General features: G+C 69.8%; 20 protein-coding genes and 5 tRNA genes. 14 read left to right on the top strand and 11 right to left on the bottom strand.

The genetic code is table 11. The features are described 5' to 3' along the window. The first annotated feature begins 50 nt into the window (after positions 1-50). Entirely contained in the window at positions 51-254 is a 204-nt protein-coding gene (locus ABT170_RS04120) for an acyl-CoA carboxylase subunit epsilon (protein ID WP_329945846.1), read from the top strand. Positions 255-413: 159 nt separating this feature from the next. On the opposite strand, the gene ABT170_RS04125 is transcribed toward ABT170_RS04120, so the two are convergent. From ABT170_RS04125 to ABT170_RS04160, 8 genes are all read right to left on the bottom strand, one after another. Further along, positions 414-995, bottom strand: coding sequence for a GTP-binding protein (locus tag ABT170_RS04125; RefSeq protein ID WP_014048542.1), 582 nt, complete (start codon positions 993-995; stop codon positions 414-416). Further along, positions 976-1,638, bottom strand: coding sequence for a DUF742 domain-containing protein (locus ABT170_RS04130; RefSeq protein WP_329940188.1), 663 nt, complete (start codon positions 1,636-1,638; stop codon positions 976-978). The genes ABT170_RS04125 and ABT170_RS04130 overlap by 20 nt, the downstream gene beginning before the upstream one ends. Positions 1,639-1,728: 90 nt before the next feature. Then, positions 1,729-2,142, bottom strand: a complete 414-nt coding sequence (locus ABT170_RS04135; RefSeq protein WP_073771622.1) for a roadblock/LC7 domain-containing protein — start codon at positions 2,140-2,142, stop codon at positions 1,729-1,731. Positions 2,143-2,152: 10 nt separating this feature from the next. Next, positions 2,153-5,356: a sensor histidine kinase gene (locus tag ABT170_RS04140; RefSeq protein ID WP_351863932.1), complete on the bottom strand. Its 3,204-nt coding sequence runs from the start codon at positions 5,354-5,356 to the stop codon at positions 2,153-2,155. A gap of 346 nt (positions 5,357-5,702) precedes the next feature. After that, entirely contained in the window at positions 5,703-6,284 is a 582-nt protein-coding gene (locus ABT170_RS04145; RefSeq protein WP_073213974.1) for a GTP-binding protein, read from the bottom strand. Then, entirely contained in the window at positions 6,265-6,672 is a 408-nt protein-coding gene (locus ABT170_RS04150) for a DUF742 domain-containing protein (protein WP_073726950.1), read from the bottom strand. Before ABT170_RS04150 ends, ABT170_RS04145 begins: the two co-directional genes overlap by 20 nt. A gap of 134 nt (positions 6,673-6,806) precedes the next feature. Then, complete coding sequence (locus ABT170_RS04155) at positions 6,807-7,220, bottom strand: roadblock/LC7 domain-containing protein (protein ID WP_006127850.1); 414 nt, start codon at positions 7,218-7,220, stop codon at positions 6,807-6,809. 9 nt (positions 7,221-7,229) lie between these two features. Beyond that, positions 7,230-11,075, bottom strand: coding sequence for a sensor histidine kinase (locus ABT170_RS04160; protein ID WP_351863936.1), 3,846 nt, complete (start codon positions 11,073-11,075; stop codon positions 7,230-7,232). A gap of 577 nt (positions 11,076-11,652) precedes the next feature. Between ABT170_RS04160 and ABT170_RS04165 the strand changes: the two genes are divergently transcribed. From ABT170_RS04165 to ABT170_RS04205, 9 genes are all read left to right on the top strand, one after another. Then, a complete protein-coding gene (locus ABT170_RS04165; protein ID WP_351863939.1) occupies positions 11,653-11,835 on the top strand; it encodes a hypothetical protein in 183 nt (60 codons plus the stop codon). 104 nt (positions 11,836-11,939) lie between these two features. Further along, positions 11,940-12,725 carry a fumarylacetoacetate hydrolase family protein gene (locus tag ABT170_RS04170; protein ID WP_329946158.1) on the top strand — a complete coding sequence of 262 codons (786 nt, stop codon included), beginning with the start codon at positions 11,940-11,942 and terminating at the stop codon, positions 12,723-12,725. Further along, positions 12,718-14,190, top strand: a complete 1,473-nt coding sequence (gltX, locus tag ABT170_RS04175; protein ID WP_351863943.1) for a glutamate--tRNA ligase — start codon at positions 12,718-12,720, stop codon at positions 14,188-14,190. Before ABT170_RS04170 ends, gltX begins: the two co-directional genes overlap by 8 nt. 230 nt (positions 14,191-14,420) lie before the next feature. After that, complete coding sequence (locus tag ABT170_RS04180; RefSeq protein WP_329946156.1) at positions 14,421-15,143, top strand: HAD family hydrolase; 723 nt, start codon at positions 14,421-14,423, stop codon at positions 15,141-15,143. Positions 15,144-15,232: 89 nt separating this feature from the next. Continuing rightward, a tRNA-Gln gene (locus tag ABT170_RS04185) sits at positions 15,233-15,304 on the top strand. Between the two features lie 20 nt (positions 15,305-15,324). Beyond that, positions 15,325-15,397: transfer RNA gene (locus tag ABT170_RS04190), tRNA-Glu, on the top strand. Positions 15,398-15,457: 60 nt separating this feature from the next. Then, positions 15,458-15,530: transfer RNA gene (locus ABT170_RS04195), tRNA-Glu, on the top strand. A 12-nt stretch (positions 15,531-15,542) separates the two neighbouring features. Next, a tRNA-Gln gene (locus ABT170_RS04200) sits at positions 15,543-15,614 on the top strand. Positions 15,615-15,634: 20 nt separating this feature from the next. Continuing rightward, positions 15,635-15,707, top strand: a tRNA-Glu gene (locus ABT170_RS04205). Positions 15,708-15,884: 177 nt separating this feature from the next. Here ABT170_RS04205 and ndgR read toward each other — a convergent pair. Next, positions 15,885-16,601: an IclR family transcriptional regulator NdgR gene (gene ndgR, locus ABT170_RS04210; protein ID WP_003966003.1), complete on the bottom strand. Its 717-nt coding sequence runs from the start codon at positions 16,599-16,601 to the stop codon at positions 15,885-15,887. Between the two features lie 174 nt (positions 16,602-16,775). Here ndgR and leuC point away from each other — a divergent pair, with 174 nt between their 5' ends. From leuC to ABT170_RS04230, 4 genes are all read left to right on the top strand, one after another. Continuing rightward, positions 16,776-18,200, top strand: coding sequence for a 3-isopropylmalate dehydratase large subunit (leuC, locus tag ABT170_RS04215; protein ID WP_329945266.1), 1,425 nt, complete (start codon positions 16,776-16,778; stop codon positions 18,198-18,200). A gap of 5 nt (positions 18,201-18,205) precedes the next feature. Further along, entirely contained in the window at positions 18,206-18,799 is a 594-nt protein-coding gene (leuD, locus tag ABT170_RS04220; protein ID WP_329945267.1) for a 3-isopropylmalate dehydratase small subunit, read from the top strand. A 104-nt stretch (positions 18,800-18,903) separates the two neighbouring features. After that, positions 18,904-19,131 (top strand): SCO5555 family protein, encoded by a 228-nt coding sequence (locus tag ABT170_RS04225; protein WP_266924228.1) that lies wholly within the window; start codon positions 18,904-18,906, stop codon positions 19,129-19,131. 143 nt (positions 19,132-19,274) lie between these two features. Next, positions 19,275-19,949 (top strand): HU family DNA-binding protein, encoded by a 675-nt coding sequence (locus ABT170_RS04230; RefSeq protein WP_266924230.1) that lies wholly within the window; start codon positions 19,275-19,277, stop codon positions 19,947-19,949. Positions 19,950-20,141: 192 nt separating this feature from the next. On the opposite strand, the gene ABT170_RS04235 is transcribed toward ABT170_RS04230, so the two are convergent. After that, positions 20,142-20,345 (bottom strand): hypothetical protein, encoded by a 204-nt coding sequence (locus ABT170_RS04235; RefSeq protein WP_266924232.1) that lies wholly within the window; start codon positions 20,343-20,345, stop codon positions 20,142-20,144. Positions 20,346-20,355: 10 nt separating this feature from the next. Further along, entirely contained in the window at positions 20,356-21,042 is a 687-nt protein-coding gene (gene cofC / locus ABT170_RS04240) for a 2-phospho-L-lactate guanylyltransferase (protein ID WP_329945383.1), read from the bottom strand. Positions 21,043-21,073 lie beyond the last annotated feature (31 nt).

The raw sequence follows: 21,073 nt of genomic DNA on the forward strand, positions 1-21,073 counted from the left end.
GCCCCCGCCGGAGTCCACGGAAACCCTGCCGAGAAGACGGAGACATCCCTATGAGCCTCACCCCTGCCGAGTCAGTGCTGCGCGTCGAGAAGGGCCAGGCGGACCCCGAGGAGCTCGCGGCCATCACCGCGGTGCTGCTCGCCCGCGCCGCGGCCCGTCCCGCCGCTCCCGCCCACCGGGGCCGTGACACCGCCGGATGGCGCCGTCTGGAGCGCACCCCCGGATTCCGTGCCCCGCACAGCTGGCAGGGCTGAGAACGGCCGCTGAGAGGCCTTTGGGGCGCCTGCCGGCCCCATGGCCTCCCGGTGGGCCCACGGCCTCCCGGCCCATGCCTCATGGCCCATGCCCCATGGCCCGTACGAAAGCCCCGCACTCCAGGAGTGCGGGGCTTTCGCGTGCGGCGGCCGGGACCGTCAGCGCAGGCGGGCCATCAGGGCGTGCTCGACCAGCGTGATGAGCGCGCTCTTGGCGTCCGCGCGGTGGCGGGCGTCCGTCGTGAGGATCGGGGTGTCGGGGCCGATCTGGAGTGCTTCGCGTACTTCGTCGGGGGTGTAGGGCTGGTGTCCGTCGAAGCCGTTGAGGGCGATGACGAAGGGGAGGCCGCTGTTCTCGAAGTAGTCGACGGCGGGGAAGCAGTCGGCGAGGCGGCGGGTGTCGACGAGGACGACGGCGCCGATGGCGCCGCGGACCAGGTCGTCCCACATGAACCAGAACCGGTCCTGTCCGGGGGTGCCGAAGAGGTACAGGATGAGGTCCTGGTCCAGGGTGATGCGGCCGAAGTCCATGGCCACCGTGGTGGTGGTCTTGTCCCCGGTGTGGGTCAGGTCGTCGATGCCCGCGGAGGCGGACGTCATCACGGCTTCGGTACGCAGCGGATTGATCTCCGAAACGGCACCGACAAACGTGGTCTTACCCACGCCGAAGCCCCCTGCCACCACGATCTTCGCCGAGGTAGTGGAGCGGGCCGCTCCGCCGCTAGAGCTTGCGAAGTCCACTGAGCACCCTTTCGAGCAGTGTCACATCTGGCTGACCGCCGGCGGCCTCGTCGCCGCCGGGCTGATGGATAGCGACGAGTCCCGCCTCGGCCAGGTCGGCGACGAGGATCCGGGTTACGCCGAGGGGGATCGAGAGAAGGGCCGAAATCTCGGCTACCGACTTGATCTCGATGCAGAGCCGGCAGATCCGCTGGTGCTCGGGCAACTGCCCTTGCAGCCGGGACGGATCGGCCGTGGTGCTGACCAGCGCCTCGATGGCGAGCTGGTATCGCGGCCGCGTCCGGCCGCCTGTCATGGCGTACGGACGGACCAGCGGGTTGGGCCCGGAGTGCGCGGCGGGCTCGGGAGCCCGCTGCGGCTGCACCGGCTGAATGCGCGGCTGTTGCGGTTGCTGGGGCTGCGGGGACTGCTGGGGCCACCCCGAACCCGGGTGCTGCGGGGGCCAGTCGGACCCCTGTGTGCTCCAGGGCTGCTGCTGCGGCTGCTGGTACGGCTGTTGGTACGGCTGGTAGGGCTGCTGCCGACGGGGCGGCTGCGCACCCTGTCTGCTGGGTGCGGAGGGGAAGTTGAACCGGTTGTCACCGTGCTCACCCGGAACCCGCCGGCCACCGTCATACGGGTGCCCGTCTGTGGGTGCTGCCACGTTTCCTCCTCCGCCTGCCGGTCGCCGATCCCAGTGGGGCCGCGCCACCGCACTTTATGGCGCGGTGGCGAGAAACGCACTGTCTGTCTACTAGTTAAGAAGACTTCCCTGGAGCTCTGCCCGGAGGTCCGGGGTCAGCACACCCCCCGCGCGGTCGACCAGAAGGGCCATTTCGTACCCGACCAGACCGATATCGGCATCCGGGTGGGCGAGGACAGCAAGGGAGGAACCGTCCGAGATGGACATGATGAAGAGGAATCCCCGCTCCATCTCCACAACGGTCTGATTCACGGCGCCGCCCTCGAAGATCCGGGAGGCACCCGCGGTCAGCGACGTCAGACCGGAGGCGACGGCCGCCAGCTGGTCGGCGCGGTCGCGCGGGAATCCCTCGGACATGGCCAGCAGGAGTCCGTCGGCGGAGACCACCACCGTGTGCGACACCCCGGGGGTGTTGTCCACGAAGTTGGTGATCAACCAGTTGAGATTCTGCGCCGCCTGGCTCATCGGGCTCACACTAACGCTCCTGGTTGTAGGTATTACTTGTGTCCGACCCCGCGCTGCGTCCCCGCTGGATACCGCGTCGCAGGTTGCTCAACCTGCCACGGACGTCCTCGGGGGCGCGGGAGACCTGTGGGCCGCCCTGCTGGGTCTGCTCCGCCGTGCCCTCGACCAGATTGGCCTTGGGTACACGCCGGGGAAGACCGGAGGGGGTGATCCCGCCCGCCTTCGGTTCACGGAGCTTCTCGGCCCGCTCCCAGCGCTCGTCGTTCGTCGAGCGCCAGTCGTCCGGGCCGTCCCCGTCCGCCTGCGCGGCCTGCTGCTCCTGCGACCGCGGCTGTTCCGGCTGCGGCTGCTGTCGGGCTGCGACGGGCTGACCGTTTCCGCGGCCGGTGGGCTGCCAGTGCTGCTGGCCGCCACGGCGCGGCAGACCGGCTTCGGTCAGCTCGTGGCCGTCGTCCGGGGCAGACCCCGGACTATCGAAGCCTACGCGCTCCCGAGGTTGTGCGGGGGCGCTGGGAAGAGATTCCGCTTCGAGCTGGGCAACCGGCTCATAAGTGCCCTGGTACCCACTCTGATCAGGCCAATCATCCTGGTGGGGCTGGTCGTTCCCGGAGCCGTACGGAGTCGCATATGCCGTCTCCGCAGAGTCTTCCCGCGGGGACTGGTGGAGCTCCTGTGCCTGGTGCGGGTAGCCGTCCCCGGTGCCGTACCGCTCGTAGGAGCTCTCGTGGGAGCCCTCCTCGTAGCCCTGCTGTCCCGCCGGCTCCTGCGCGTACCGCTCCGGTGCGTACGGCCCCTGGGGGTACGGCTCGTGGGCGTACTGGCCGTACGGGTCCTGGCCGTACGCGTCCTGGCTGTACGGGTCCTGCGCGTAGGGCTGCTGGTCCTGGCCCTGCGGCTGCTGGGGCTCCAGCGCGGCCCGGCGCTCCTCCCGCATCAGCGAGCGGTTGACCGGGTCCAGCCGCGCCGGGTCCGCCGGTGCCTCGTACCGGGAATCGTCGAAGCCGAGCTCGGCCGCCGTGCGGATCTGCGGCTGCTGCGGGCCGGCCGGGAAGGACTGCTGCTCGGGGATGATCGAGGAGACGGTGAAGTCGCCCTGCGCGGCGCCGGGTTCGCCGCCGCCACCGTGGGTGATGGCATCCGGGAGCATGACCAGTGAGGTCGTCCCGGCCTGCTCCCCCGAGGGGCGCAGCTGGACCCGGATGCCGTGCCGGTCGGAGAGCCGGCCGACCACGAACAGGCCCATGCGCTGGGACACTGCGGCGTCCACGGTCGGCGGGTTGGCCAGCTTGTGGTTGATGTCCGCGAAGTCCTCGGGGGTGAGACCGATCCCCTTGTCGTGGATCTCGACCATCACCCGGCCGTCCGGCAGCCGGGTCGCGTTGACGCGGACCTTGGTCTGCGGCGAGGAGAACGTGGTGGCGTTCTCCAGCAGCTCCGCCAGCAGGTGCACCAGGTCGGTGACGGCCTGGCCGTGGATCTCGCTCTCCGGTACGCCGGTGAGCTCGATGCGCTCGTAGGACTCCACCTCGGAGGAGGCCGCCCGCAGCACGTCGACCAGGGGTACCGGCTGGTTCCAGCGGCGGCCGGGCTCCTCGCCCGCGAGGACGAGGAGGTTCTCGCCGTTGCGGCGCATCCGGGTAGCCAGGTGGTCCAGCTTGAACAGGCTCTCCAGCTGGTCCGGATCGGCCTCGCTGTTCTCCAGGCCGGTGATGAGGGTCAGCTGGCCCTCGATGAGCGACTGGTTGCGGCGCGAGAGGTTGGTGAAGATCGCGTTGACGTTGCCCCGCAGCAGCGCCTGTTCGGCGGCGAGCCGGACGGCCTCGCGGTGCACCTGGTCGAAGGCGCGGGCGACCTCGCCGATCTCGTCCTGGGAGTTGACCGGGATCGGCTGGACCCTGGTGTCGACCCGGCCGGGATCGGTCCGCGACAACTGGTCGACCAGCATCGGCAGCCGCTGCTCGGCGATGGCGAAGGCGGCGGTACGCAGCCGGCGCATCGAGCGGCTCATCTGCCGGGCCATGAGCCCGGCCAGCACGAAGGCGGCCAGCAGCGCGACGACCACGACCGCGCCGTTGACGACGGCATCCGTCTTCGCCCCGGCGGAGATGTCCGCCGCCTCGGTCACGGCCTTGTCGACCAGCTCGTCCTCGACCGTGGCGTAACCCTCGAACTTGGCCGTGGCGGCGGCCATCCAGGTCTCGGGGGTGATCCCCTTCGCCTTCAGCTTCTCGGGGGTCTGGCCCCGGCCGATCTCCTCGGCCATGCCGTCGAAGACCGACCCGTCGATGCTCGGCGGCGCCACGAACGGCTTGCCCGCCGCCTTCGCCTCGGCCTCGGCGGTCCTGATCTGCTTGGCGCCCTCGGCGGCCTTGCCCGCCATGACCTCCTTGAGCCGGTCCACATCCGCCTGGGTGCCGCCCGAGTTGAACTCGCCGAGCGCGATCTGCTCCAGATAGTTGTACGAGCCGAAGGCCGTGACCTGCTCGTCGAACGTGCCGGGACGCGGGCTGGGACGGACCAGCAGATGCATGCCGATGGAGCGCTGAAGCGATTCTGCAGCCTTGGCCAGCTCGACCGCGTAGACGGTGCGGCCGTAGCTGGTGATGTTGCCGGTGCCGAGTCCGAGCTCGTTGGAGAACTCCATCAGCGAGTGCTGGACCTGGGTGTAGCCCTCTTCGGTCCTCACCGGGTCCAGCGCCTCGGAGTACGCGGCCTTGCGCAGCCCGGGGAGTTTGGGCTCCTCGGCCTTGAAGAGCTTGAGACGACGCTCCAGGCCCTGCTTCGCGGGCATGTCCTTCACGGCGGCGTCGAACTTCGTCCGGGCGTCGTCCGTGGTGGCACGGGCCTCTTCGACGACGGCCGCCGAACGCTCGTCGGACAGCAGCGGCTGCGCGGTGAGGTCGCGCTCATCGAGCAGCGCCTGTCCGTAGTCCGAGGCCGCGCGCACGATCAGCGCGGTCTTCTCGGCCTCCTGCGCCTCGCTCCAGGTGTCGACCGACTCCTTCACCTGGAAGCCACCCATGACCAGGCCGACGAGTACGGGGATGAGGAGGATCGCGTTGAGCCGGGTGGCCACGCGCCAGTTGCGCGGGGCCAGCCGGCTGGTGCTGCCGGCCGGCTCGGGACCGGTCGCGGGCGCCGCCGCGGCACGCGGCGGCGGGGTGAAGTTCCCCCGCTCGGGCTGCGCCGCGGAGCCCTCGTTGCTTCGCCTCACTGACCAACAACCTCTCGGCGTCGGCACCCACGCTGTGCCGGATTTCGTTCAGGGCCGAACTACTCGGTAGTTCGTCGCATTGCAGCACGGGGACCGGCCACGTTCCAAACAGTCGGAATCAGCCATTCCGAGTGGTCCAGGCCGCAGATAAAACGGGCATAAAGAGCGAGCCCCGTCAAAAGGCGGGGCTCATGTGAGCGCAGTGGCACCGGTCGGATGCGTCGGGTGTTGTTTCGTGGGCAATTCTCTGTCGAAACGTTATGAACGCGGGGGCGGATCGTGTCAAAGGACACAGGTCGCCCCCGCGTGACTACGGCAACTTCCGTATGCCGTTAATGACTTACGTCTACTTCAGACGGGCCATCAGAGCGTGCTCGACCAGGGTGATCAGACCGCTCTTGGCGTCCGCGCGGTGGCGGGCGTCCGTCGTGATGATGGGCGCGTCGGGGCCGATCTGGAGTGCTTCGCGTACTTCGTCGGGGGTGTAGGGCTGGTGTCCGTCGAAGCCGTTGAGGGCGATGACGAAGGGGAGGCCGCTGTTCTCGAAGTAGTCGACGGCGGGGAAGCAGTCGGCGAGGCGGCGGGTGTCGACGAGGACGACGGCGCCGATGGCGCCGCGGACCAGGTCGTCCCACATGAACCAGAACCGGTCCTGTCCGGGGGTGCCGAAGAGGTACAGGATGAGGTCCTGGTCCAGGGTGATGCGGCCGAAGTCCATGGCCACCGTGGTGGTGGTCTTGTCCCCGGTGTGGGTCAGGTCGTCGATGCCCGCGGAGGCGGACGTCATCACGGCCTCGGTGCGCAGCGGGTTGATCTCCGAAACGGCTCCGACGAACGTGGTCTTGCCCACGCCGAAACCGCCCGCCACCACGATCTTCGCCGAGGTGGTGGCACGGCCCGTACCGCCGTTAGAGCTTGCGAAGTCCACTGAGCACCCTTTCGAGCAGTGTCACATCCGGCGCGCCGCCGGCCTCTCCATTACCCGGCTGGTGGATGGCCACCATGCCGGCTTCCGCCAGGTCCGCGACAAGGATCCGGGCCACACCGAGCGGCATGGACAGCAGCGCCGACACCTCGGCCACCGACTTGACCTCACGGCACAGGTGGCAGATCCGCTGGTGCTCGGGGAGCAGCGTTCCCAGATGCGCCGGGTCGGCCGTGGTGCTGACCAGTGCCTCTATGGCGAGCTGGTAGCGCGGCCGGGTCCGGCCACCGGTCATGGCGTACGGACGTACCAGCGGCTGGTCGCCTTCACCGTCGTACGACGCGTGGTGCAGTGCGCCGTACGGATCGTGTGAGGCGGGTGGCGGGGTCATGAATCCTCCGGGCGTGACGACAGGGGGTCGGCCTGCTGTCGGATGGGGCCGGTGAGGGGGCTGTGGCGGCCGGACGGGTGAGGGTTGTGGGAAGTACCTGAGGGGATCGTGTCTGGAATCCGCTGCATGGCCGCCTAGTGGAGCAGACTGCCCTGGAGCTCGGCGCGGAGGTCGGGCGTGAGGACGGTGCCCGCGCGGTCGACCAGGAGTGCCATCTCGTACCCGACCAGACCGATGTCGGCGTCCGGGTGGGCGAGAACGGCCAGTGAGGAACCGTCCGAGATGGACATCAGGAAGAGGAATCCGCGCTCCATCTCCACCACCGTCTGACTGACGGCGCCGCCCTCGAAGATCCGGGAGGCACCCGCGGTCAGCGACGTCAGACCGGAGGCGACTGCCGCCAGCTGGTCGGCGCGGTCGCGCGGGAAACCCTCCGACATCGCGAGCAGCAGTCCATCGGCGGAGACCACCACCGTGTGGGACACCCCGGGGGTGTTGTCCACGAAGTTGGTGATCAGCCAGTTCAGATTCTGCGCGGCCTGACTCATGGGGCTCAACTAACGCTCCTGCTGGTGAGTGGGGCCGAGTTGGAAACTGCCGGTCGACTGGCCGTTGTTGGCCTGCCGGCCCTGCTGGATGCCCCGGCGGAGATTGGTCAGACGCCCGCGCACGTCATCGGGCGCACGCGAAACCTGAGGTCCGGTCTGGTGATTCTGCTGCTGAGCGGTGCCCGGCACCAAATTGGCACGCGGGACACGGCGAGGAAGTCCGGAGGTGGTGACTCCGCCCGCCGCGGGCTTCTTGACCCGTTCGGCCTGCCGGACGAGTTCGTCGTTGGGTGAGGGGCGCCAGGAACCGGCGGCGCCGTTGTCGGCCCCTTCGCGCCGGGGCATGGGAGGAACGGGGCCCCCGGCGTCCGGAGCGGCCGGTGCCTGCGGCTCGGCGGCGGGCGGCTGCTGGCCGCCCTGCTGCGGGCCGTGGAACCAGTTCGTCTCCAGCGTGTCGTACAGCGGCGTACGTCCGTCCCCCGGACCGGCCGGCGGCAGCGCCTCCGGCTGCGGCTGCTGCGGCAGCATCGGACGGTGCGGTGCCTCACCGGCGGGAGACGCCGACGGACGCGGTACGCCGAAGTCGTTGTCGTCCCGGCCGCGCTGACGCGGCGCGGGCAGTCCCTGCTCCGGCGGGCGCGGCGCGTTGAAGTCCGGGCGCGCGAACTGCGCGGTGCTCGCCGGGTCCTGACCCTGCGGCGCCTGCGGGAACTGCGGTGCCTGGGGCGACTGGGGTGCCGAGAAGTCCGGGCGGGCGAACTCGGACGTGGCGCCCGGTCCCTGCCGGTCGTCCATCGAGGGCCGCTGGGCGAGCGGCGCGTCGAACGGCTGGTTCCGGCCCGGTCCGGCGTTCTGGCCGGGGCCGGCCGGCCGGGCGAACTGGCCGGTGGTCTCGGGCTCCTCGTGGCCGCGCGGCGCGTCCAGCGGGTTGCGCCGCGGCGCTCCCTGCTCCTCGACGCCCCAGCTGGTGGCCTGCGGGCGCTGCGGCTGCGGGTTGCCCCCGGGCAGCTCGGCACGCGGACCGCCCGGCGGCGGCAGCTGACGGCCGGGGCCGCCGGGCTGCGGGTGGCCGCCCTGGCCCCCGGGACCGTTCTGCTCCTGGTGGGACTGCTGGGGCGCGGCGGGACCGTTCTGGCCCTGCTGTGCGAAGGGGTCCTGGGCGAACGGGTCCTGGCCGAAGGCGTCCCGCTGGGCGAACTGGCCCTGCCGGGCGTTCGGGCCCTGCGGAGCCGGACCGCCGTGGCCGAACAGGTTGGGCTGACCCGATTCCGTACGGCCGGGGTTCTCGCCCTGGTTGCCGCGGGCGCCCAGCCGGGCGCCGCCGCCGAAGGCGCTGGAGAGACCGCCGCCGTGACGCTGCGGCTCCGGGCGCGGGAAGTCCTGCGGACCGCCCTGCGGGGCCTGGTCCGGCCGGCCGGGGTTGCGCGGCCCGTTGTTCTGCTGGTCGGCGTTGTGCTGGGGCTGCGGCTGACGCGGCCCGGTGTCGCGCGAGGGCAGCGCGGCCCGCGGGCCGGAGCCCGCGCCGACCTGTCCGCGTGGGGCGCCGGGACCGGCCCCGAGGCCCTTCGAGGGCGGGGCGGAAGGACCGCCGCCGAGGCCGGGGCGCTGGGCGTTGCCCGCGCCGTTGCCCGGACCCGCGCCGGCCAGAAGGCCGCCGGGGGCGCCGGAGTGCTGACCGGGGGCCTGCTTGGGCACCGGCTGCTTGCCGCCGTGCGCGACATCGACGGGCAGCATGACCAGCGCGGTCGTGCCGCCGGAGTCGGAGGGCCGCAGCTGGATCCGGATGCCGTGACGCAGGGACAGCCGGCCGACCACGAACAGGCCCATGCGGCGGGAGACCGAGACATCCACGGTGGGCGGAGCGGCGAGCCGCTCGTTGATCGCGGCGAGGTCCTCGGGGGAGAGGCCGATACCGGTGTCGTGGATCTCGACGAGCACCCGCCCGTCGGGCAGCGCGTGACCGGTGACCCGGACCTTCGTCTGCGGCGAGGAGAACGACGTGGCGTTCTCCAGCAGCTCGGCGAGCAGGTGCACGAGGTCGTTGACGACGCGGCCCGCGACCTCGGTGGCGGGCACCGCGGCCAGTTCGATGCGCTCGTACTGCTCCACCTCGGAGGCGGCGGCACGGAGCACGTCGACCAGCGGAACCGGGCGGGTCCACCGGCGGCCGGGCTCCTCACCGGCGAGGACCAGCAGGTTCTCACCGTTTCGCCGCATGCGGGTGGCGAGGTGGTCGAGCTTGAAGAGGGAGGACAGCTGGTCCGGGTCGGCCTCGCGCGACTCCAGCTCGGAAATGAGCGAGAGCTGACGCTGGATGAGGCCCTGCGAACGGCGCGAGAGGTTGGTGAACATCGCGTTGACGTTGCCCCGCAGCAGCGCCTGTTCGGCGGCGAGCCGGACGGCCTCGCGGTGCACGTCGTCGAAGGCCGCGGCCACCTGGCCGATCTCGTCCCGGGAGTGCACACCGACCGACTCGACGGAGGTGTCGACATCCTGCGGGTCGGTCTCGGAGAGCTGCTTGACGAGCTCGGGCAGCCGGTCCTGCGCAACACGCGTAGCGGTGTCCTGGAGACGGCGCAGCGAGCGGATCATGGACCGCGCCACGACGAAGGCGCCGACCAGCGAGACACCGAGCACGAGCAGGATGACCGCACCGTTGACGATCGCCTCGCGCTGCGAGGCCTCGCGCAGCTCACGGGCCTTGGCCTCCATGTCGCTGAGGAGGGTGGCCTCGATCGTCTGCATCGCGTTGATCTTGGTGGAGCTCTGGTCGTACCAGTCGAGGTACGAGCGGACCTTGGTCCCCTCGATGCCGGACGTGGTGTCCAGGACCCGCTTGGCGTACATGTTCGCGGCGTTGATCTCGGGGTTGCCGTTGTCCAGCGGCGCCGTCAGCTCGGCGGCGCTGTCGCCGGTGGTCCCGTAGATCGTGTTGAACGACGTGAGCGCGCGGGATTCCTTCGCGAGCGCGTTCTGGCCGAACTGCCGGTCGTTCGGGTTGAGGTGCGGCTCCTTGACGCTGCCGCCGGGCAGCGCCGCGGCGATGATCGCGCGCTGGACCGAGGCGTACTCCTTGGCGGAGGAGAACGCCGCCAGGGCACGGGTCCGCTTGATCATCTCCGGGTTGCTGGTCGCCTGCGCCATGTCCTGCGAGAGGCTCAGCAGCGAGGTGATCAGCTGGCTGTACTGGTCGATCGTGTTGAGACTCGGGGAGCCCTCCGCGTACGCCGTCTTGCGGATCGTACGGATGTCGCCGAGCAGCGAGGCGATCTGGGCGACGCTCGCGTGGATGCCTTCGAGTGCCTCGTCGCCCTGGGCGTCGCCGATGGCGTTCGTGGCGTCGAAGAACGCGTCCTTGGCCCGGTCGGTCTTCTTCCGGGGCTCGGTGACCTTGTAGTCGGTGGCCTTCGACTTGTTGGACAGCGGACCGGCCGACTGGTCGCGCTCCACCTGGAGCGCCTGGGCGAGCGTCGTCGCCTGCTTCGTCATCCGGGTCAGCAGCTGCATGTGCTCCAGCTGCTGCATGTCGGTCATGGACTCGTTGATCCGGAGTCCGCCCAGTGTGGTCGCCGCGACGACGGGGAGGGCGAGGAGGGAGACCAGACGGGTGCTGATGCGCCAGTTGCGGAGCGCTACCCGCGAACCGGTGTTGATGGGACCGCGGGGCTTGAGAGGAGTGGCCGGCTCGGCGCCGCCGGCCGTCGTCGAATCCGAGCGCTGCGCGCGGTCGCCGCTGTCACCGGCTGCGGCCGGCCCGGGGTTCTGGGCGTGCTGGGGGGAGGAACCGCGGTCGGTCCCGCCGCGCGGCTCCTGTTCCGCCGGAGCACTGCCATCCCTCTTGAAACGTCCCTGCACTAGCGTCGCAACCTCTGGACCAGGCGTCCCTCCGCCAGGCGGGCGGGACGGTGTCGGCGTCGTGGGGCGCTGGACGCGCCCCATGGTGGTCGTGAGTGACCGGCGATCTCCCCTTCCGCCGCCACTCGGCGCTGCGTTGCGCCCCTGCGCGCCGGCCTGAAACCCGCGGCGGTGCGTGGAATTCCAGCACAGTGGGGGATCTCCAACAAGGCCCAAGTTTTACGCCGCGACCCGGGTGACACGTTGTGATTGCCGAGTAACAAGCAGTGGAGAGTGTTCATGGTTAAATCGGACTATTGTGGATGACTTGATCACGAACGAGGGGTGTCCCAGTCGACATGATCAGGAGCGGAATGGCTCATTCAGTGGTGCAATGTCCGTTTCCTGGACCGTGATCGGGCGCCCGAAATGGGGCAATTGTCGATAAGTTCGTGAGCAAACTCACATGATGATCGTCGTCTCTTCTGTGCTTCTGCGGGGAATCGGATGTTTAGCCTGACGCTTTACACGGATGGCGAATCCGACAAGCCGGTGCCCCCCACGGGTGGCGCCCCCACCGACAAGGTCCGGACGGCAGATGAAGACGACGATGATGTTCCGCAACATTGCCAACCCCCGGCGCACCACGCTGGCGCACCTCAAAAACGCCGAGGCGCTGCGTACGCCGGAGCGGCCGGAGCACGCCGTCGACCTGCCCACCCAGACGGCCAACCCGCGCCGCACCATCCTGATGGTCGCCCCGGCCACGACCGCGGAGTAGGCGGGCCGCGACCGCGGAGGAATCGGCGCGGCTGTCCCCCTCGCCCGCGTTAGCCTGGAGCGTCAGTCTTCAGTCAGCCAGCAAGTGAGGGGCGACAGCATCCCGTGCGCATCGCCAGGTTCTCCATCGACGGCAATGTCGCCTTCGGCGCCGTCGAGGGTCAGGGCACCGTGGAATCCGGTGACCTCGTCCTCGACATCATCAAGGGCATTCCGTACGCCGACTTCGAGCTCTCCGGAACCAAGGTCCCGCTGAACAAGGTCCGGCTGCTGCCCCCCGTGCTCCCCAACAAGGTCGTGGCCATCGGCCGCAACTACGCGGAGCACGCCGCCGAACTCGGCAACGAGGTCCCGGATGTCCCGGTCGCCTTCTTCAAGCCCACCACCTCCGTGATCGGTTCGGGCGACGCGATCGAGTACCCCTCCTTCTCCGACGAGCTGCACCACGAGGCCGAGCTGGCCGTGGTCATCGGCCGCATGTGCCGCGAAGTTCCGCGCGAGCGCGTCAAGGACGTCATCTTCGGCTACACCTGCGCCAACGATGTCACCGCGCGTGATGTCCAGCGGCGCGAGAAGCAGTGGGCCAGGGCCAAGGGCTTCGACACCTCCTGTCCGCTCGGCCCCTGGGTGGAGACCGACCTCGACCCCCACGACCTCACCATTCAGGCGACGGTCAACGGCGAGCAACGGCAACTGGGCCGTACGAGCGACATGGTCCGCTCGATCGAGGATCTGGTCGTCCACATCACGGAGGCCATGACACTGCTCCCGGGCGATGTGATCCTCACCGGAACTCCCGCGGGGGTCGGACCCCTGCACGTCGGCGACGAGGTCGCCGTCACCATCGAAGGCATCGGCACTCTCACCAACAAGGTGATCAAGCGTGGTTAACGGACCCATCCGTGTGCGTTTCTGTCCCTCCCCGACCGGTAACCCCCATGTGGGCCTGGTCCGGACAGCTCTCTTCAACTGGGCCTTCGCCCGGCACAACCAGGGCACCCTGGTCTTCCGTATCGAGGACACCGACGCGGCGCGCGACTCCGAGGAGTCGTACGACCAGCTGCTCGACTCGATGCGCTGGCTCGGCCTCGACTGGGACGAGGGCCCCGGGATCGGCGGCCCGCACGCCCCGTACCGCCAGTCGCAGCGCATGGACATCTACAAGGACGTCGCCGAGAAGCTGCTCGCCGCCGGCCACGCGTACCACTGCTACTGCACGACCGAGGAGCTCGACACCCGGCGCGACGCCGCCCGCGCGGCCGGCAGGCCGTCCGGCTACGACGGCCACTGCCGCGACCTCACGGCCGGGCAGAGGGCCGCGTACGAGGCCGAGGGCCGCACCTCCATCATCCGCTTCCGGATGCCCGACGAGGCGCTCACCTTCACCGACCTGGTCCGCGGCGACATCACCGTCCAGCCGGAGAACGTGCCGGACTACGGCATCGTCCGGGCCAACGGCGCCCCGCTCTACACGCTGGTCAACCCGGTCGACGACGCGCTGATGGAGATCACCCACGTCCTGCGCGGCGAGGACCTGCTCTCCTCCACCCCGCGTCAGATCGCCCTGTACCGCGCGCTGATCGAGCTGGGCATCGCCAAGGACACCCCCGCCTTCGGCCACCTCCCGTACGTCATGGGCGAGGGCAACAAGAAGCTCTCCAAGCGTGACCCGCAGGCCTCGCTCAACCTCTACCGCGAGCGCGGCTTCCTCCCCGAGGGGCTGCTGAACTACCTCTCGCTGCTGGGCTGGTCGATCGCCGAGGACCGCGACATCTTCACCGTCGACGAGATGGTCGCGGCCTTCGACATCAAGGACGTCAACGCCAACCCGGCCCGCTTCGACCTCAAGAAGTGCGAGCACATCAACGCCGAGCATGTGCGCAAGCTCGATGTGAAGGCCTTCACCGAGGCCTGCGGCCCCTGGCTCAAGGCCCCGTTCGCCCCCTGGGCCCCGGAGTCCTTCGACGCGGAGAAGTTCGCGGAGATCGCCCCGCACGCCCAGACCCGGGTCACCGTCCTCTCGGACATCACCGACAACGTCGACTTCCTCTTCCTCGACGAGCCGGTGAACGACGAGGCGTCCTGGACCAAGGCGATGAAGGAGGGCTCCGACGCCCTCCTGGCCACGGCCCGCGCCAACCTGGCCGCCGCCGACTGGAACGCCGAGGCACTGAAGAGCGCCGTCCTCACCGCGGGCGAGGCCCACGGCCTCAAGCTCGGCAAGGCCCAGGCCCCGGTCCGCGTGGCCGTCACCGGCCGTACGGTCGGCCTGCCGCTCTTCGAGTCCATGGAGATCCTCGGCCGCGAGAAGACCCTCGCCCGGGTGGACGCGGCGCTGGCCAAGCTGGCCGCGTAGGCGGTACGGACGTACGCGTACGACACCGATGGGTGGCCGTTCCCGGGGGAGCGGCCACCCATCGGCGTTCCACCGGCCCCGGTCGATCGCCGACGCCGTGACGGGCCGCCGCCCGCGGAAGCCGCCGGAAGAGCGGACGGGCGTACGTTTCGCGCTCCCGGCATCCCGGGTGCCCCGGCGCGCCGGGTGACGGTCTGGCCCGTCGGCGGCCCCCCGGCTAATCTCGCCCCATGCCGATCCGAGCGGTCCTCTGGGACATCGACGACACGATCTTCGACTACTCGGGCGCGGACCGCACCGGTATGCGGCAGCACCTGGAGCGCGAGGGTCTGCCCGACGGGTACGGCTCCGTCGAGGAGGCCCTCGACGGGTGGCGGGCGGTGACCGAGGCGCACTGGGCGCGGTTCGCCGCCGGGGAGGCCGACTTCCAGGAGCAGCGGCGCGACCGGATCCGTGACTTCCTCTCGCGGGACACGATGGAGGACGCCGAGGCCGACGACTGGTTCGGCAGGCACGCGGCGCACTACGAGGCCGCCTGGGCGCTCTTCCCCGATGTGGTGCCGGTGCTGGACCGGCTGGCGGGCGACTACCGGCACGCGGTCCTGACGAACTCCAGCATCCACAACCAGCACCGCAAGCTGACCGCGCTCGGGGTGCGGGACCGGTTCGAGGCCGTGGTGTGCGCCGTCGAGCTGGGGATCTCCAAGCCGCAGGCCGGCGCCTTCCACGCGGCCTGCGAGGAGCTCGGGCTCGCCCCGCGGGAGGTGGCGTACGTGGGCGATGAGCCGGACATCGACGCGAGCGGCGCGGTCGCCGCCGGGCTCGTGGGCATCTGGCTCGACCGGCGGGGGAGGGGCGGCCGGGAGGATCTTGTCCGGATCACCGGGCTCGATCAGCTCCCCGGGCTGCTGGCGGGCAATACCCGTTTTGGAGCGCCGGACACCTTCGGGTAATGTTCTTCCTGCGCCGCCCGAGCGGGCCGAAAGATCCGGCCGGGAAGCGCAACACGGAAATAAGACTCCCACAAGGGGTTGCTTTTCAGTGGGCTATGGTGTAATTGGCAACACTACGGTTTCTGGTACCGTCATTCTAGGTTCGAGTCCTGGTAGCCCAGCGCAAGTCAGCAGTAAACACGCCCCCGTTGTGTAGCGGCCTAGCACGCTGCCCTCTCACGGCAGTAGCGCCGGTTCGAATCCGGTCGGGGGTACAGATCCTTCCCGCGAGAACATCTGGGTCGCACCCACGTTCTTGATGCAGGATCGCTAGGGCCCCCGTTGTGTAGCGGCCTAGCACGCTGCCCTCTCACGGCAGTAGCGCCGGTTCGAATCCGGTCGGGGGTACTTGTCACACCATGGGCTATGGTGTAATTGGCAACACTACGGTTTCTGGTACCGTCATTCTAGGTTCGAGTCCTGGTAGCCCAGCGCAAGTCAGCAGTAAACACGCCCCCGTTGTGTAGCGGCCTAGCACGCTGCCCTCTCACGGCAGTAGCGCCGGTTCGAATCCGGTCGGGGGTACAACAGAGCAGTATCGGCAAGGCCCTTCACTTCGGTGAGGGGCCTTCCGCGTTCCCGGACGACGGGCGTGCGGCGGGGAGAGCGCGAAGCGGTGGGAAGTGAAAGGGGCCGCCACGGCGCTGGGGCGGCCTTCGGGGAGTTCGGGGGAGGGGTGGAGCTTCTTGTTGCCGGTGCGGCTCAGCCCGTGCGGCGCAGGGCCTCACTGAGCCGTGCCGCCGAGTCGATGACCGCCTGGGCGTGCATCCGTCCCGGGTGGCGGGTCAGGCGCTCGATCGGGCCGGAGACCGAGACCGCGGCCACCACCCGGTTCGAGGGGCCGCGCACCGGTGCCGAGACCGAGGCGACGCCCGGCTCCCGCTCACCGATCGACTGCGCCCAGCCCCTGCGCCGTACGCCGGAGAGGGCCGTCGCCGTGAACCTGGCGCCCTGGAGGCCGCGGTGCAGGCGCTCCGGTTCCTCCCAGGCCATCAGGATCTGGGCGGACGATCCCGCCTTCATGGTGAGTGTGGAGCCGACCGGAACCGTGTCCCGGAGTCCGGACAGCCGTTCCGCCGCGGCGACACAGATCCGCATGTCGCCCTGCCGGCGATAGAGCTGAGCGCTCTCGCCGGTGATGTCGCGAAGGTGGGTGAGCACCGGTCCCGCCGTGGCCAGCAACCGGTCCTCGCCGGCCGCCGCCGCGAGCTCCGAGAGCCGGGGGCCGAGAATGAAACGGCCCTGCATGTCCCTCGCCACCATCCGGTGGTGTTCCAGTGCCACGGCCAGCCGATGTGCCGTGGGCCGTGCGAGCCCGGTCGCCGCGACCAGCCCGGCGAGGGTGGCCGGACCGGACTCCAGAGCGCTCAATACCAGAGCCGCCTTGTCGAGAACGCCGACGCCGCTAGAGTTGTCCATACGACGATACTCGCGTCTCACTCTGTGAAACGCAAGTTCAATTTCCGGCGGAAGTTGCGAACCTGTACGGGCGGTCGCACAACGGCCGGCAGCCACCGCCCCGCTCGGGGGTCCGGACGGCGGCGCACCGAATCTCTAGTTGGGCCGGCGAAGACGCCGGCCGGAGGGAAAGCGATGGGTAGGACACTCGCGGAGAAGGTCTGGGACGACCATGTCGTCCGGCGCGCGGAGGGCGAGCCCGACCTTCTCTTCATCGATCTTCACCTGCTGCACGAGGTGACCAGCCCGCAGGCGTTCGACGGTCTGCGCCAGGCCGGACGTCCGGTGCGGCGCCTCGACCTCACCATCGCCACCGAGGACCACAACACCCCGACGCTCGACATCGACAAGCCGATCGCCGACCCGGTCTCGCGCGCCCAGCTGGAGACCCTGCGCAAGAACTGCGCGGACTTCGGCGTCCGGCTGCACCCGCTGGGCGATGTCGAGCAGGGCGTCGTGCACGTGGTCGGCCCGCAGCTGGGACTGACCCAGCCCGGTACGACCGTGGTCTGCGGCGACTCCCACACCTCCACGCACGGGGCCTTCGGCGCGCTGGCGTTCGGCATCGGCACCAGCCAGGTCGAGCACGTCCTGGCCACCCAGACGCTGCCGCTGGCCCGCCCGAAGACCATGGCCATCACCGTCGAGGGCGAACTGCCCGACAGCGTCACCGCGAAGGACCTGATCCTGGCGATCATCGCCCGGATCGGCACCGGCGGCGGCCAGGGCTACATCCTCGAATACCGCGGATCCGCCATCGAGAAGCTCTCGATGGAAGCCCGGATGACCATCTGCAACATGTCGATCGAGGCCGGTGCCCGCGCGGGCATGATCGCCCCGGACGCGACCACCTTCGAATACCTGCGGGGCCGTGACCACGCCCCGACGGGCGAGGACTGGGAGGCGGCCGTCGCCTACTGGCGTACGCTGCGCACCGACGACGACGCCGTCTTCGACGCCGAGGTCGTCATCGACGCCGCGGAACTGGCCCCGTTCGTCACCTGGGGCACCAACCCCGGCCAGGGCGCGCCCCTGTCGGCGAGCGTCCCCGACCCGGCTTCGTACGAGGACGCCTCGGAGCGCAACGCCGCCGAAAAGGCCCTGGAATACATGGGGTTGACCGCCGGACAGCCGCTGCGCGACATCAACGTCGACACCGTCTTCGTAGGTTCCTGCACCAACGGCCGGATCGAGGACCTGCGTAACGCGGCCTCGGTCCTGGAGGGCCGCAAAGTCGCCGACGGGGTGCGGATGCTGGTCGTTCCCGGTTCCGTCCGGGTCGCGCTCCAGGCCGTGTCGGAGGGCCTGGACAAGGTCTTCACCGCCGCCGGAGCCGAATGGCGGCACGCGGGCTGCTCGATGTGTCTGGGCATGAACCCCGACCAGCTGGCCCCCGGCGAGCGCTCCGCCTCCACCTCGAACCGCAACTTCGAGGGCCGGCAGGGCAAGGGCGGCCGTACCCACCTGGTCTCCCCGCAGGTCGCCGCCGCCACCGCGGTGCTGGGCCATCTGGCCTCGCCCGCCGACCTGTCCGAAGCCCGTACGCCCGCCGGAGTCTGAGAATCATGGAAGCTTTCACCGCACACACCGGCCGGGCCGTCCCGCTGCGCCGCAGCAACGTCGACACCGACCAGATCATCCCCGCCCACTGGCTGAAGAAGGTCACCCGCGACGGCTTCGAGGACGGGCTCTTCGAGGCCTGGCGCAAGGACGGGTCCTTCGTCCTCAACCGCCCCGAGCGGAGCGGCGCCTCGGTCCTGGTGGCCGGTCCCGACTTCGGTACCGGATCCTCCCGGGAGCACGCCGTCTGGGCCCTGCAGAACTACGGTTTCCGGGCCGTCATCTCGTCCCGCTTCGCCGACATCTTCCGCGGCAACTCGCTGAAGAACGGCCTGCTGACCGTCGTCCTGGACCAGCCGACCGTGGACGCGCTCTGGGAGCTGACGGAGGCCGACCCAACGGCCGAAATCACCGTTGACTTGGAGGCGCGGCAGGTCCGTGCCGAGGGCATCACGGCCGACTTCGAGCTCGACGAGAACGCCCGCTGGCGGCTGCTCAACGGGCTCGACGACATCAGCCTCACCCTTCAGAACGAAGCGGACATTGCGACTTATGAGGCGGCAAGGCCGACCTTCAAGCCGCGTACAATTGAGGCCTGAGCAGCGCTTTTCCCAGACTGCGCCCCCTGCCTTCGGGTAGGGGGCGCAGTCGCTTGTTGAGCCCCCCTCGGGCGACAACTCGCCCCAGATGGCACAATCGGTGCATGGAACGCGACAGCCAACTCAAGCTCTATGGCCAAGTCGCCGACCGATTGAAGGAAGCGCACGCAAGGGTGCGTGCACTGCAAGTCCCGGAGGGCGTAAGGATGGCGCTGTCCCGGAAGCTGCTGGTCGTCACGGCCGCGGCGAAGCACGATCTCCCAGATGCGGCAAGGCGTCTGGACCGGTTGATGAAGGACCTCGATGAGGGCCGATTCCCCGAAGGTGACTGACTCTGCGGAACTACGCAGCGGTCGACTTCGTTGCGGCACTAGGGTGATTAGCCCGTTTCGTGTTTGATTTGCGGTATATATCTGCCTAACGTGCGAAAAAGCTTGAACACTTTCGTTCTGGCAATGTCTCCGAAGGGGAAGACGTGAACAAGGCGCAGCTCGTAGAAGCGATTGCCGACAAGGTCGGCGGCCGTCAGCAGGCCGCAGACGCTGTCGACGCGGTACTCGACGCGATCGTGCGTGCCGTTGTCGCCGGGGACCGTGTCTCGGTCACCGGCTTCGGCTCGTTCGAGAAGGTCGACCGCCCCGCCCGGTACGCCCGCAACCCGCAGACGGGTGAGCGCGTCCGGGTCAAGAAGACCTCGGTGCCCCGCTTCCGTGCGGGACAGGGCTTCAAGGACCTGGTGAGTGGCTCCAAGAAGCTCCCCAAGAACGATGTGGCCGTGAAGAAGGCGCCCAAGGGCAGCCTCTCGGGCGGATCTTCCACCCGTACGACGGCGAAGGCCGCGGCCAAGAAGGCCACCGCGAAGAAGGCCGTGGCGAAGAAGGCCACCGCCAAGAAGACCGTGGCGACGGCGAAGAAGGCGACCGCCACGGCGAAGAAGACCACGGCGAAGAAGGCCACCGCCACGGCGAAGAAGGCCACCGCGACCGCGAAGAAGGCGGCCACCCCGGCGAAGAAGGCCGCGACGACCGCCAAGAAGGCCGTCGCCAGCAAGACCGCGCCCGCCAAGAAGACCACGGCGAAGAAGGCGCCCGCGAAGAAGACCACGGCGCGCAAGACCACGGCGAAGAAGGCCACTGCACGCAAGAAGTGAGACCGGGCACGCGCTCGCTCCTCACACGCGCCGGGCCGGGCTCCCCTCGGGGAGCCCGGCCCGCGGGCTGTCCGGGGTACGAACGGCACGCCGACGGCGGTCTACGGTGTGCGACAGCCCCCGGGGCGGCCGGGGAACGTCTCTCCGCGGCGTTGAGCAACGCAGGAGAAGCGCCGGTCCCCCTCCGCCGTATCAGAACGTCTGCAGCGTCACCAGCGTGATCCGCAGGGCGGCGCCCTCGCCCTCGCCCTCGATCCGGACCCGCTGCCCCGGACGCAGCAGCCGCAGGCCGCCCGCGTCGAAGGCCGGGGCGTCGAACTCCACCGGCGTGCCGTCGTCCAGCAGCACGCTGCCGGTGCGGGTCTCGGAGTCGTACGTGTACGAGGTCGCCTGCATGGGCGGCAGCCTATCGGTCCCGGGCGGGGTGGACCGCGCCGCTCAGTCCCGCCGTGTGCGGGCCCACGCCGAGCGCCAGCGCCACCCGCAGATCCTCGCCGGTGTCCACGTCCCGGCGGACCGAGTCGAGGCCGGGCAGAGGGATTTCCGTCGCCCCGGAAGCCAGATGTCCGGCGCGTGAAGGACCGCCGAAAGCCGGGCGCAATTCCACTCCCGGAGCGGCGGACAGGAATGTCGTGCCGATTCCCGCCGCATCGGTGAGAAATGCACGGGGAAAAGCGGAGGAAAAGTCGAGCACCCGCGACAGTTCCGCGGGACGCAGTGCGGGCAGATCCGCGTTCAGTGCCGCCACCGCACCCAGGGGACGCAGCTCCCGCGCACGGCGCGCACCGTGCGCCAGAGCGGCGTTGAGCCCGGCGGCCGGTGTGTCGGGCAGAATATGGGCCCCGAGCGCGGAAAGGGCGGCCCCGGCCGCCCCGTCGTCCGTGACGACCACCACATCCCGCACTCCCGGGCAGGACAGTGCCGCGGCCACGGTGTCCTGTGCGAACGCCAGGGCCAGCCGGGGCCGCAGCAGCTCTCCCGTCGCCCGCCCCAACCGGCTCTTGGCCCGTGCGAGCGGCTTCAGCGGAACGACCAGGGACCAGGCCCCGGTCAGGTCGGTGTTCGTGGCGATCTCCCCCTCCGTACGCGTCAGGACATATTCTCGCCTGCCGGTACGACAGCCC

This window comes from Streptomyces sp. NPDC001787 (assembly GCF_040297465.1).
Taxonomy (GTDB): domain Bacteria; phylum Actinomycetota; class Actinomycetes; order Streptomycetales; family Streptomycetaceae; genus Streptomyces.